Raw genomic sequence first — 11,981 nt, forward strand, 5'->3', positions numbered from 1 at the left:
TAGCCTAGGCTTAGTTTATAGCACTCGAATAATAAATCAAGAACATGGCATAATCCTTTTCGAGCAGGCGACGGTCGCCTGTCAGATCAATCCGGATGCCACACCTCGACATGAGCCCACAATCCTCCCATCGCTCGCCGGAGCGACCGCTGCAGGAGCCCGATGAGCAGGCCGAGGTGTTTGCGGTGGTGCGTCAGGCACACCAGATGGAATCCACGGAAGATTATGTCGAGCTCATCGATGATCTCATCCAGTCGCAGGGTGAGGCGCGTCTGGTAGAAGTTGCCGAACGGCTCGGCATTTCCCAGCCCAGTGCCAGCAAGACGCTGGCTAGATTGCAGCGTGAAGGGTTCGTGACCAGCGAACCCTATCGCTCCATATTCCTGACAGACAAGGGCAAGGCACTGGCGGACAGCAGTCGCGAACGGCACGATCTGGTTTACCAGTTCCTGCTGTGCATCGGCGTGTCCGAGGCCACGGCCAAGATCGATTCCGAAGGGGTCGAGCATCACGTGTCGTCGGAAACGCTGGAAGCCTTCAGACAGATCATCAATGAGCGCCAATCGCTGGACTCCAGCACAGACTCCTGAAACAGCGGATATATGACCTAGGACCATGCAGATCACCCTCAGACAGCCCGACGACTGGCACCTGCACCTGCGCGATGACGCGATGCTCGAAGCGGTGGTAGCCAGTTCGGCACGCCATTTCGGTCGTGCGCTGGTCATGCCCAATCTGGTACCCCCGGTGACAACCGGAGAAGCCGCCCGGGAATACCGGAACCGCATCGAGCAGGCCGTGCAGTCCGCTTTGCCCGATTCCGGCTTCAAGCCATTGATGACCCTGTACCTGACGGATACCACCGAGGCCGCCGATGTCGTGCAGGCGGCTGCCGACGGCACCATCCTGGCCGTCAAGCTGTATCCTGCCGGGGCCACCACCAATTCGGCATCGGGTGTAACCGATCTGAGCAGAGTCATGCCGGTACTCGAGGCCATGGCGCAGCATGGCATTGTCCTGTGCGTACATGGCGAAGTGACGCACGCGGAGGTGGATATCTTCGATCGAGAGGCGCGTTTCATCGAGACCGTACTCGAGCCCTTGCGCCAAGAGCTGCCGGAACTGCGTGTGGTCATGGAACACGTGACGACGCGCGATGGTGTGGAGTACGTGGCTGCCAATGACAGGAACCTGGCCGCGACGCTGACCACCCATCACCTGATGATCAACCGCAATCATCTGCTGGTTGGCGGGATCAAGCCACACTACTACTGCCTGCCGATAGCCAAACGCGAAGAACATCGGCTGGCATTGGTCAAGGCGGCTACCAGTGGTGATGAGCGTTACTTTCTCGGTACCGACAGTGCACCCCATACGCGTTCCTCCAAGGAAAGTGACTGTGGCTGCGCCGGGGTATTCAATGCGGCCAACACCATGGTGTGCCTGGCAGCCGTTTTCGAAGAAGCCGGTGCACTGGATCAGCTGGAGGCCTTCGCATCCCTGAACGGTCCGCGCTGGTATGGCTTGGCACCGAATGATGCCAGCATGACCCTGCGCAAATCCGGCAACGCCAGTCCCTTGCCTCCACCCGTGCAGGTCGGCGACGAGTGCGTCATGCCGTTCGATCCTGCCCGTCCCATCTACTGGGAAGTGATCTGATTCCATGTTCGGAACCCGGCACAGCTGCACGACCGTGATGCCTGACACGGCAGGCTCGACCATCGTTGGCGGGCTCGGCATGGCCATTCCGAACCACCTCTTGCAACCGCAGACATCGCCCTGAACCATGTTTACAACTTCATATGCCTCGCCCGAGGAAATGGCAGCCATCACCGCTCGCATGCTGCTGGAAATCCAGGCGGTACACTTTCGCAGTGATGAGCCCTACATCTTCACGTCGGGATTGGCCAGTCCCGTCTACATCGATTGTCGCAAGCTGATTTCCTACCCCAGAATCCGCTCCACATTGATGGATTTTGCCGTGTCCACACTGGTCAGAGACGTCGGCTACGAGGCCTTCGATGCCGTGGCTGGCGGTGAGACGGCCGGTATTCCGTTTGCAGCCTGGATCGCCGAACGCATGCAATTGCCCATGCAGTATGTGCGCAAGAAGCCCAAGGGTTTCGGTCGTGATGCGCGTATCGAGGGGGATATCCGTGAGGGTCAACGGATTCTGCTGGTCGAGGACCTGACCACCGATGGTGGCTCCAAGCTGAGCTTTGCCGAAGCCATTCGCGAAGCCGGCGCCGTGGTTGACCACACACTGGTCGTTTTCTATTACGACATCTTCAAGCAGACGCCTGAAAATCTGGACAAGGCCGGTCTGCAGCTTCATTATCTGGCAACCTGGTGGGATGTGCTGGCAGCTTCGCGCAAGGCGGGTCACTTCAGCGACGAGACCCACGACGCCGTCGAGGCCTTCCTGAACGATCCCCTGGCGTGGTCCGAGGCCAACGGCGGACGTTATCAGCCCAAGTCCTGATCCGGCACGTTCCCACGCACGCGAGTATGACGATCATGAGAAGCACTGACAGACTGGACAATCTTCTTCCCGAGATCACGCAATGGCGTCGTGATATCCATCGTCATCCGGAGTTGGGTTACGAGGTGCAGCGCACGGCAGGCTTTGTCGCCGACAAGCTGCGCGACTTCGGTCTGGATGAGGTGGTTGAAGGCGTCGGACGTACCGGCGTCGTGGGCATCATCAAGGGTCGTTCGCAAGCTTCCGGCAAGATCATCGGACTACGGGCTGACATGGACGCTCTGCCCATCGTGGAAGACAGCGGTGCGCCCTGGAGCTCCGAGACGCCGGGTCACATGCATGCCTGTGGTCATGATGGGCACACGGCCATGCTGCTGGGAGCTGCGCGTTCTCTGGCCGATTCCCGTAACTTCGACGGAACCGTCATCGTGATCTTCCAGCCGGCCGAAGAAGGTGGTGGCGGTGGCCTTGCCATGGTGGAAGACGGTTTGATGAAGCGCTTCGGCATCCAGGAGGTTTATGGTCTGCACAACATGCCGAACCTGCCGGTAGGAGAGTTCGCAATTCGTCCGGGCCCTCTGATGGCCTGTGCCGATGAATTCGATATCGTGGTCAAGGGGCGGGGCGGGCATGCCGCCATGCCTCATGTCTGCATCGACCCGGTGGTGGTGGCTTCCCATATCGTGCTGGCGCTGCAGAGCATTGTGTCGCGAGGCGTCAAGCCGACCGATCCGCTGGTGGTATCCGTCACGACGCTGGAAGTGGAGGGGGCAGCCTACAATGTCATTCCGCAGACGGTGCACATGCGCGGTACCTTGCGCGCTTTCGATGAAGAGGTTCGTACGGTATCCAGGCAGCGCATCATCGATATCGCCACTCGCACGGCCCGGGCCTTCGATGCCGAGGCGGAAGTCGACTACCGGGATGGATATCCGCCGACGGTCAATCACGCCAGACAGACGGACTTCGTGGTGGAGGTGGCCGGCAAGGTGGTGGGCAGCGACAAGGTGGATCCGGACAGACCTCCGATGATGGGCGCCGAGGATTTCTCCTACATGCTCAATGAACGACCGGGAGCTTTCATTTTCATGGGCAATGGCCCTTCTGCGAACCTGCATCATCCGAAATACGATTTCAACGATGACGCCCTTCGCTATGGCTGTCAGTACTGGGTCACCCTGGTGTCAGAGTCGATGCCCATGCAGGTCTCGTGATCCGCTTCGCTCATGTCCGCGGTTGCTGCGCCGATACCGACATGACCACGGAGTAGATTGACCTCATGGAGCCACTTGTCATTGCCCTGGCCTTCTTGCTGGGACTGATTTTCCGCAAGCTTGGCTATCCCCCCTTGCTCGGTTACCTGATGGCAGGCTTTACCGGCAATGCACTGGGATATGGCTCCAGTGAGGCGCTCGCGCCGCTGGCTGATGCCGGTATTCTGTTGCTGCTGTTCACCATCGGCCTGAAGCTCAATCTGCGTGATCTGACACCCCGCTACGTGTGGGGCTCGGCGGTGCTGCACATGGTGATTGCCGTGCCGCTGACCACGGCCGTCATCTACCTGATCGGCATGGTCTATGAACCTCTGGGATTCGTGCATGCGGCGGGACCGATCACGCTGGCCTTCGCCTTGTCGTTTTCCAGTACGGTACTGGCCATCAAGCTGTTCGAGGAGCGCGGCGAAACTGCATCGTTCTACGCCTCCATCGCCATCGGTATTCTGGTGGTGCAGGATGTACTGGCTGTCGTCTATCTGGTGGCCACCTCCGGCCACTGGCCGACTCCCTGGGCACTGGCCCTGCTGTCACTGCCCTTGCTCATTCCGGTGTTCAGATACCTGATGGGCATGATCGGGCATGGTGAATTGCTGCTGCTCTCCGGGGTGGTGTTTGCCTTCGGAGCCGCCGAGATATTCCAGTGGGTAGGGCTCAAGGGTGGGCTGGGTGCTTTGATGATGGGGGTTCTGCTGGCCCGCTCGCATCAGGCCAAGTCGAAGGAACTGTATGACCAGTTGCTCGGACTGAAGAACCTGCTGTTGATTGGCTTCTTTCTGCAGATCGGCTATTACGGCATACCGCGCCTCGAGTTGCTCTACATTGCCATCGTGCTGGGCATTCTGATCACGCTGCGGCCCATCATCTATTTTGCCTTGCTGACGTTCTTCGGTTTGCGTGCTCGAACCGGATGGTTCACCAGTCTGGCATTGTTCAATTACAGCGAATTCGGTCTGATCGTGGCTGCCATCGCGCAGCAGGCGGGTGTGTTGCGGGAACAATGGCTGACCACGCTGGCATTGAGCATGGCCTTTTCCTATGTGCTGGCGATTCCGATCAACCGCAAGGCCCATGAGCTGTACATACGCTACGGTGATCGCCTGCGTCGCTTCGAGAAACCCGAGCGGCTGCCGGAAGAGATCATCGGTTCCATAGGTGATGCCAAAGTGGCAATTCTGGGAATGGGGCGCATCGGTCGCAGTGCCTTCGATGCGCTGAGGGAGGCCGGTCATCGCGATATCGTCGGCATCGAGGAAAATTACACGGCAGCGCAGGAGCTGGAAGAGGCCGGCTGGCCCTGTGTGCATGGCGATGCGTCAGACCGGGACTTCTGGGAACGTACCGGACTGACCCAGTGCGATCTGATACTGGTCTGTCTCAGCAATCATCGTGAACATCTGCGCGTGGCCAGATTGGCCCGCGAGCTGAATTTCGACAAGACCATCTCCGTGGCCACACGCTTTCGGGATGAAAGCGCGGATCTGGAAGCGTTGGGCTGCCTGACGTTCTACCGATACGAGGAAGTCGGCCGGGAGTTCGCCAAGCATACCCTGGAGGAATTCAGCCTCGGCCGATGAACGGCATGTTGGTTGCCATGATGGTCATGAACTGAACATTGGCAGACAGCGGCAGGGAGGCCATGTTCACGACGGCATCGGCGACATGTTGTGTGTCCATGGTAGGTTCCGGCTTGATGGAGCCGTCAGCCTGCGGTACCCCGGAATTCATCTGCTCGGTCATGTTGGAGGCCGTGTTGCCGATGTCGATCTGACCACAGGCAATGCCGAAGGGACGGCCGTCGAGTGACAGGGTCCGCGTCAGGCCGGTGATGGCATGTTTGGATACCGTGTAGGGTACGGAACCGGGGCGTGGAACATAAGCGGAGATCGAGCCGTTGTTGATGATGCGGCCACCCTGTGGTGATTGCTTGCGCATCAGCGTGAATGCCCCTCGTGCGGCCAGGAAGGCACCGTGCAGGTTGACATTGATGACCTGTTGCCACTGTTCGACGGACAGTTCATCGATGGTCATGGCGGACACATTGGTACCGGCATTGTTGAACAGGACATCCAGGCGTCCATGTCTGGCCTCGATGGTGGCAAACAAGGCATTCACCGAATCCTCCTGAGTGACATCACAGCTGATGACGCTCATGTTTTCCGGTTTTGTCGACAGGGACTGCGTGTCGAGCAAGGCTGACTCACGTCTGCCGGTCAGGACCACGTGAAAACCGGCAAGGGCGAGTGCTTCGGCGGACGCCCGGCCGATGCCGGAACCTGCTCCAGTAACGAGTGCGATCTGTGTCATTTTTCTTCTTCGGTGGTTGAGGCCCTGCGAAGAGCCGGGCCCTGGTGTAAGCGTCTGACCATGGGGGCGGATCCAGGGTCAGGGATGACAGGGGAGTGTGCTACTGCTGCCTACTTCTTGTCAGAGCTTCTGAGCTCTTCGAGCCTCTCCTGCAGATAGGAGCCAGCGGTATACCGGTCGGACAGGACGACGTCGGGTCGTGGGTGCAGAAACAGCGGCAGGCTGATGCGGGCACGACGGGAGTCCTGGCCATCGGGATTGATGACGCGGTGCGTGGTGGACGGGAAGTATCCGCCAGAGGCTTCCTGCAGCATGTCGCCGATGTTGATGATCAGGTTGCCGAAGTCGCAAGGCACATCCAGCCAGCTGCCGTCACGAGCCTTGACTTGCAGGCCGGGTTCGTTGGCCGCGGGCAGCAGCGTGATCAGGTTGATATCCTCATGAGCGCCGGCACGGATGGCGCCTGGCATCACTCCGTCCTCGATGGGCGGATAGTGCAGGATACGCAGCAGGGTCTGTTCGCTGCCATTGATCATGTTGGACAGGGGTTCCCGATAACCGGCTGCCACCTCGGGGGGCGTCTGGTTCTCGATCCAGCCCAGCAGCTTTGCCGCGAACTCGATGGTGGATTGATAATAGGCATCGATTTCTGCCTTCAGTGCATCCGGGCAGCGACCCCAGGGGTAGTAGTGAAAATACTCCTTGATATCGCGCACCGTGTGACCCTTGGCCGTTTCTGCCATGGCTCTGGGGAAGAACCCGTCATACTTCTGCGGATCGAACAGAAAGTTGTCCGGCTCGTCGCTGTTGAAGAAATCCGTCCAGTGGCGGTAGATATCCTGCACGGCACTCTGCTCGATCGGGTGATTGCGCAGGACACCGAATCCGGTATCTCGCAGGGACTGGACAAATTGCTGCTCGGCGTCGGCAGCGGCGTAATCTACGGCAACGAGTTCAACCATGTTGACGACCATTCGATACAGGCTGTGGGATCGTTCATGATAGCAGCTACGCCCGTTGGCGGGCCCCTTGCGCTACCATGTTCGCTGGATTCCGCATGAGCCAGAAACTCCTGATCTGAACATGAGTACCGAACCTCGTCCGCTGACCATACTGTTTGCCGATATCGGTGGCAGCGCAGCCCTTTACAAGCGTGAAGGGGATGCCCGTGCGCATCGGCTGGTGGCCGAGAGCCTGGCCTGCATGCGCAAGGCAGTGAGCGAGAATCAGGGAACCGTGCTGCGTACCGTGGGTGATTCGGTACTGGCCAGTTTCGAGACGCCCGATCAGGCCTTTCTGGGTGCCAGGGATATTCAGCGGGTGCACAGGGACATGCCTGTCTCGGTGCGTATCGGCTTTCACAGCGGTCTGGTCATTCCCGATGACGGCGATGTCTACGGCCATGCCGTGAATATTGCTGCCAGAGTCGCCGAATTCTCTCGAGTGGACGAGATCATGGCGACGGCCGATGCCGTTGAACAGCTCTCTGACTGCTACCAGCCCTTTCTGTCAGGGGCCGATTCCATCGAGGTAAAGGGAGTAGCGGAATTGCTCACGGTACACCGCCTGCATTGGCAGGATCAACCCGTTGCCGTGACCCGCCTGGCGTCAAGGCAGGAGTTCGAGAAATCGACATCACCCGAGCAACGGCTGCAGATTCGTCATGGAAACAGGATAATATATGCTGGAGCCGAGCAAGTTGAAATCAGCCTGGGACGGGCAAGCGACAATGATATTGCCGTGAGCAACGATGAGGCGAGCCGACATCATGCCCGGATCCGTTTTCGCAATGGCCAGTTCCTGATGCAGGATGAAAGTACCAACGGCACTTTTGTGCGCAAGGATTCGCTATTGCCGTTTCTGGTTCGGCGCGATTCCATCGTGCTGGATGGTCGAGGCGTCTTGTGCCTGGGTGTGTCGCCAGAGCAGACTGATGCGGAAATGATCGAATTCGAGTTGTTGCAAGCCTGAAACCCCCGGCCTTGTTCATCAGGCCTGTTGCAAGATCACTGGAGAAATACAAGTCATGTTCATCAGCTGTGGCGATATTCTGGTCGACCTGTTCAATCAAGCAACCGACAGTGCCGGCAAGGTTGCCTTGCAAGGGCATGTCGGGGGCTCGCCATTCAATGTTGCCGTGGGCCTGTCCCGTCTGGGTAACGAAGCCGGATTCCTGTGCAAGAATTCCACGGATTTCATTGGTCAGCAGATCTCGGCCTATATACGAGACAATGACATCCGACCGGACTGGGTGCTGCCTACCGAACTCAACAGTACCCTGGCCATGATCAAGACCAATGCGGACGGGTCGGCGAACTATGCCTTCTACACCGACAACACCGCAGATCTGTCCATGCAGATCGACGAGCTGCCCTCGAGCTTCCCCGAGTCGCTCGACCTGTTGCATTTTGCCTCCTACTCGACGGCTGTGGGAGACACCAGTCGCGCCCTGCAGGCGCTGGCCAGGCGGGAAGCGGGTCAGCGGATCATTTCCTATGATCCCAATCTGCGTCCCACGGTAGAGCCCGATATCGATATCTGGCGTGAAACATTTGCCGTATTCTCTTCAGTGGCCGATTTCGTCAAGGCCAGTGACGAGGATATTGCAACCCTGTTGGGTGAAGACAAATCGCTGGAATCGTTTGCAGCGGACACGATTTCGGCTGGTGCAAGCGTTGTCGTGGTGACCGAAGGCAGCAGTGGTGCGACCATCTACAGTGCTGATGGGCGACAGTGTCGGTCCCGACCTCTGAAGATCACCGTGGCCGATACCGTTGGCGCCGGTGATACCTTTCAGGCAGCCAGCCTGCATTGGCTGAAAGCCAATGGCTGCATGAACGCGGGCAAGCTGGATGTTGCAGCTGCCGATCTGCAGTCTGCCGTGGACTTCGCAGCGGTAGCGGCTGCCATCACCTGCTCGCGACACGGAGCCGATTTGCCAACACTCAAGGATGTGGAATCCGAGCTTGCTCTGCTGCCCTGAGCATCGGACTCACTCACGAACGGGGCAGGCATTTCCGGGCGCGGCTGAAACCGCGAAAGCGCCTGGAGCCCCCAACGCCGGGAAGCTGCAGGGCAGAAGCACCTTCCGCCTGACAGCTTCCCGTCACTCGTCGTGGCTGGACGGGACGGCCGATCAGAAGTCGGCCAGCAGCGCGTTGAAGGTGGCGCTGGGTCGCATCACGCTTTCGCACTTTGCAATGTCCGGCAAGTAGTAACCGCCGATATCCACGGCCTTGCCCTGAGCCGCATTGAGCTCATCGACAATGGCTGACTCGTTGTCCTGCAGCGCCTTTGCCAGCGGGCTGAACTGTGCTTTGAGTGCCGGATCTTCATCCTGCTGTGACAGAGCCTGGGCCCAGTACAGCGCCAGGTAGAAGTGGCTGCCGCGGTTATCCAGCTCATTGACTCGCCGCGAGGGGGATTTGCCTTCCAGCAGCAATTGACTGGTGGCAGTATCCAGAGTCGTTGCCAGCAGGCGGGCGCGTTCGATACCGGCGGTGTTGGCGAAATGTTCCAGTGAGACAGCCAGCGCAAGGAATTCACCCAATGAATCCCAGCGCAGGTGATTCTCTTCCACCAGTTGCTCGACATGCTTGGGAGCGGAACCGCCTGCACCGGTTTCAAACAGGCCACCGCCCTGCATCAAGGGCACGATGGACAGCATCTTGGCACTGGTGCCCAGTTCCAGGATGGGGAAGAGGTCGGTCAGATAGTCTCTCAGCACATTGCCGGTGACTGAAATGGTGTCCTTGCCGGCCTTGAGTCTGTCGAGAGTGTGACGCGTGGCCTCACCCGGCGACATGACGCTGATGTTCAGGCCCTGGGTATCGTGCTCCTGCAGATAGTGGCTGACCTTGTCGATCAGCTGGCGATCATGCGCGCGGGCATTGTCGAGCCAGAAGATGGCGGGGCTGCCGGTAGCACGAGCCCTGGATACGGCCAGCCTGACCCAGTCCCGCACCGGAGCATCCTTGACGTTGCACATGCGCCAGATATCTCCGGTCTGCACGGCATGGCTCATCACGATCGAACCGCTGCCATCCACCACCCGGACCGTGCCATCGGCAGCAATCTCGAAGGTCTTGTCGTGCGAGCCGTACTCTTCGGCCTTCTGTGCCATCAGGCCGACATTGGGTACCGTCCCCATGGTGGCAGGATCGAATGCGCCGTGCTCACGGCAGAAATCGATGGTCTCCTGATAGACAGCGGCATAGCTGTTGTCGGGAATCAGTGCTTTCGTGTCCTGCAACTGGCCGTCGCTGTTCCACATCTTCCCCGAGGTGCGAATCATGGCGGGCATGGATGCATCGACGATGACGTCGCTGGGTACGTGCAGATTGGTGATGCCCTTGTCGGAATTGACCATGGCCAGCGCCGGGCCTTGGTCGAGGCATTCGCGAACACACTGGCCGATGGCGTCCCGCTGATCGGCAGGCAGTGATTCGATGGCATCCAGTACGCTGCCGAAACCATTGCAGGCATCAGCTCCGGCCGCTTCCAGGATGTCTCCGTACTGTTCGAACAGATCGGCAAAATAGCTGCGTACCGCGTGACCGAAGATGATGGGATCGGATACCTTCATCATGGTGGCTTTCAGGTGCAAGGACAGCAGCACTCCCTGTTCCCTTGCCTGTCTGATCTGCTCGGCAAAGAAGGACTGCAGGGCGGCACGGCTCATGAAGGTGGCATCGACGATTTCACCGGCGGAGACAGCGAAATCCGGTTTCAGTACTGCGACATTGCCATCGACGTCGACGTGCTCGATACGAATCGTGCCGGCCTCGGCGATCGTGACGGACTGTTCATTGGAGAAGAAGTCGCCGCCGTCCATGTGAGATACATGTGAACGGGATTCGCTCGACCAGGCACCCATGGCATGTGGATTGGCGCGGGCATAGTTCTTGACCGCTGCCGGTGCGCGTCGGTCCGAATTGCCTTCGCGCAGCACCGGATTGACGGCACTGCCCTTGACGCGGTCGTAGCGTTGTCGAATGTCCCGCTCCTTCTCGCTCTGCGGGTCATCCGGATAGTCCGGCACCTTGTAGCCCCTTGACTGCAGTTCGGCAATCGTGGCCTTGAGCTGGGGGATGGAGGCACTGATGTTGGGTAACTTGATGATGTTGGCTTCCGCGCGGGTCGCCAACTCACCCAGCTCCGCCAGAGCGTCATGGGTCTGCTGGTCTTCGTTCAGGTGATCATTGAACTGACTGAGCAGACGCGCAGCGAGCGAGATGTCACGGGTTTCCACCGAGATGCCAGCTGCACCCGTGAAGGTCTGGATGATCGGCAGAAGCGAGTGAGTGGCGAGTGCCGGGGCTTCGTCCGTCAGTGTGTAAATCACAGTAGGCCTGTGGTCGGTCATCGGGAGTTTCACAGTCGAGGAGATAACTCCCAATGGTCGTACTTAAACTCCTCGAAATCAAGCGGTGGGGAAAAGTGTCGCGTTTCCCCACACGGGCCTGCTGCGGCAGAGTCAGTCCAGCGTGGTCAGCAGTTGCAGGCGGTGCTGCGGATCATCCGTTGTGGCGGTGACCTTGCGGGTGACGGTCTCGATTTCCACCTGGATACCCTGCTGCTCCAGCAGGATGCTCTGTGGTGCCTCCGGGTTGCCGCTGGCTTCGATGAACTGGGCGGGGCGGCGCAAGGCGGTCACGCTGCCATCGACCATGATGGCCGCCAGGTGGTCGAAGTGCAGCAGATAGGCAGCGACACTCCCGTGGGAACCGTCGGCCAGCGGGAAACTGAGGTCCAGCATGGAGACGGCCTGATCCCAGCTGGTGGACGTTCTGAATGACTGTTGTGTGCCCATGATGGCTGTTCCGACGATGTGAAGGTTCTTTCAGGTCACGAGACCTGTGACTTGCGCTCATGTAAACCTTAACGGCAGTGACTCGAAAAATGAACTAGAATTTCAC

General features: G+C 59.1%; 11 protein-coding genes. 7 read left to right on the plus strand and 4 right to left on the minus strand.

Translation table 11 applies throughout. From position 1 onward, the window contains the following. The first annotated feature begins 110 nt into the window (after positions 1–110). From mntR to ACUNV4_RS07185, 5 genes are all read left to right on the plus strand, one after another. The gene (gene mntR, locus ACUNV4_RS07165) at positions 111–590 is read left to right on the plus strand and encodes a manganese-binding transcriptional regulator MntR (RefSeq protein WP_430877821.1); all 480 of its coding nucleotides are present in this window, start codon (positions 111–113) and stop codon (positions 588–590) included. 25 nt (positions 591–615) lie between these two features. Continuing rightward, positions 616–1,659: a dihydroorotase gene (gene pyrC, locus ACUNV4_RS07170; protein ID WP_430877822.1), complete on the plus strand. Its 1,044-nt coding sequence runs from the start codon at positions 616–618 to the stop codon at positions 1,657–1,659. A 127-nt stretch (positions 1,660–1,786) separates the two neighbouring features. Continuing rightward, the gene (locus ACUNV4_RS07175) at positions 1,787–2,482 is read left to right on the plus strand and encodes an orotate phosphoribosyltransferase (RefSeq protein ID WP_430877823.1); all 696 of its coding nucleotides are present in this window, start codon (positions 1,787–1,789) and stop codon (positions 2,480–2,482) included. 35 nt (positions 2,483–2,517) lie between these two features. Next, entirely contained in the window at positions 2,518–3,696 is a 1,179-nt protein-coding gene (locus ACUNV4_RS07180) for a M20 aminoacylase family protein (RefSeq protein WP_430877824.1), read from the plus strand. 65 nt (positions 3,697–3,761) lie between these two features. Next, complete coding sequence (locus tag ACUNV4_RS07185) at positions 3,762–5,333, plus strand: cation:proton antiporter domain-containing protein (RefSeq protein WP_430877825.1); 1,572 nt, start codon at positions 3,762–3,764, stop codon at positions 5,331–5,333. On the opposite strand, the gene ACUNV4_RS07190 is transcribed toward ACUNV4_RS07185, so the two are convergent. Both ACUNV4_RS07190 and ACUNV4_RS07195 read right to left on the minus strand, forming a co-directional pair. Beyond that, entirely contained in the window at positions 5,317–6,063 is a 747-nt protein-coding gene (locus tag ACUNV4_RS07190; RefSeq protein WP_430877826.1) for an SDR family oxidoreductase, read from the minus strand. The two genes, ACUNV4_RS07185 and ACUNV4_RS07190, sit on opposite strands and share 17 nt — an antisense overlap. A gap of 110 nt (positions 6,064–6,173) precedes the next feature. Beyond that, positions 6,174–7,025, minus strand: a complete 852-nt coding sequence (locus ACUNV4_RS07195) for a 2OG-Fe(II) oxygenase family protein (protein WP_430877827.1) — start codon at positions 7,023–7,025, stop codon at positions 6,174–6,176. 121 nt (positions 7,026–7,146) lie between these two features. Between ACUNV4_RS07195 and ACUNV4_RS07200 the strand changes: the two genes are divergently transcribed. Further along, complete coding sequence (locus ACUNV4_RS07200) at positions 7,147–8,034, plus strand: adenylate/guanylate cyclase domain-containing protein (protein ID WP_430877828.1); 888 nt, start codon at positions 7,147–7,149, stop codon at positions 8,032–8,034. A 55-nt stretch (positions 8,035–8,089) separates the two neighbouring features. Continuing rightward, the gene (locus tag ACUNV4_RS07205; RefSeq protein WP_430877829.1) at positions 8,090–9,046 is read left to right on the plus strand and encodes a PfkB family carbohydrate kinase; all 957 of its coding nucleotides are present in this window, start codon (positions 8,090–8,092) and stop codon (positions 9,044–9,046) included. Positions 9,047–9,199: 153 nt separating this feature from the next. Here ACUNV4_RS07205 and ACUNV4_RS07210 read toward each other — a convergent pair whose 3' ends face one another. Together ACUNV4_RS07210 and ACUNV4_RS07215 are read right to left on the minus strand one after the other, a co-directional pair. Continuing rightward, positions 9,200–11,428 carry an NADP-dependent isocitrate dehydrogenase gene (locus ACUNV4_RS07210; protein WP_430877830.1) on the minus strand — a complete coding sequence of 743 codons (2,229 nt, stop codon included), beginning with the start codon at positions 11,426–11,428 and terminating at the stop codon, positions 9,200–9,202. Between the two features lie 111 nt (positions 11,429–11,539). Continuing rightward, complete coding sequence (locus ACUNV4_RS07215) at positions 11,540–11,875, minus strand: hypothetical protein (RefSeq protein WP_430877831.1); 336 nt, start codon at positions 11,873–11,875, stop codon at positions 11,540–11,542. Positions 11,876–11,981 lie beyond the last annotated feature (106 nt).

Source organism: Granulosicoccus sp. 3-233, assembly GCF_052681095.1.

What these genes read in the sequence shown, in the direction of transcription:
- pyrC (WP_430877822.1), top strand. Translation starts at nt 616, where the DNA reads ATGCAGATCACCCTCAGACAGCCCGACGACTGGCACCTGCACCTGCGC.
- ACUNV4_RS07215 (WP_430877831.1), bottom strand. Translation starts at nt 11,875, where the DNA reads ATGGGCACACAACAGTCATTCAGAACGTCCACCAGCTGGGATCAGGCC.
- ACUNV4_RS07210 (WP_430877830.1), bottom strand. Translation starts at nt 11,428, where the DNA reads ATGACCGACCACAGGCCTACTGTGATTTACACACTGACGGACGAAGCC.
- ACUNV4_RS07180 (WP_430877824.1), top strand. Translation starts at nt 2,518, where the DNA reads ATGAGAAGCACTGACAGACTGGACAATCTTCTTCCCGAGATCACGCAA.
- ACUNV4_RS07190 (WP_430877826.1), bottom strand. Translation starts at nt 6,063, where the DNA reads ATGACACAGATCGCACTCGTTACTGGAGCAGGTTCCGGCATCGGCCGG.
- ACUNV4_RS07205 (WP_430877829.1), top strand. Translation starts at nt 8,090, where the DNA reads ATGTTCATCAGCTGTGGCGATATTCTGGTCGACCTGTTCAATCAAGCA.
- ACUNV4_RS07185 (WP_430877825.1), top strand. Translation starts at nt 3,762, where the DNA reads ATGGAGCCACTTGTCATTGCCCTGGCCTTCTTGCTGGGACTGATTTTC.
- mntR (WP_430877821.1), top strand. Translation starts at nt 111, where the DNA reads ATGAGCCCACAATCCTCCCATCGCTCGCCGGAGCGACCGCTGCAGGAG.
- ACUNV4_RS07175 (WP_430877823.1), top strand. Translation starts at nt 1,787, where the DNA reads ATGTTTACAACTTCATATGCCTCGCCCGAGGAAATGGCAGCCATCACC.
- ACUNV4_RS07200 (WP_430877828.1), top strand. Translation starts at nt 7,147, where the DNA reads ATGAGTACCGAACCTCGTCCGCTGACCATACTGTTTGCCGATATCGGT.
- ACUNV4_RS07195 (WP_430877827.1), bottom strand. Translation starts at nt 7,025, where the DNA reads ATGGTTGAACTCGTTGCCGTAGATTACGCCGCTGCCGACGCCGAGCAG.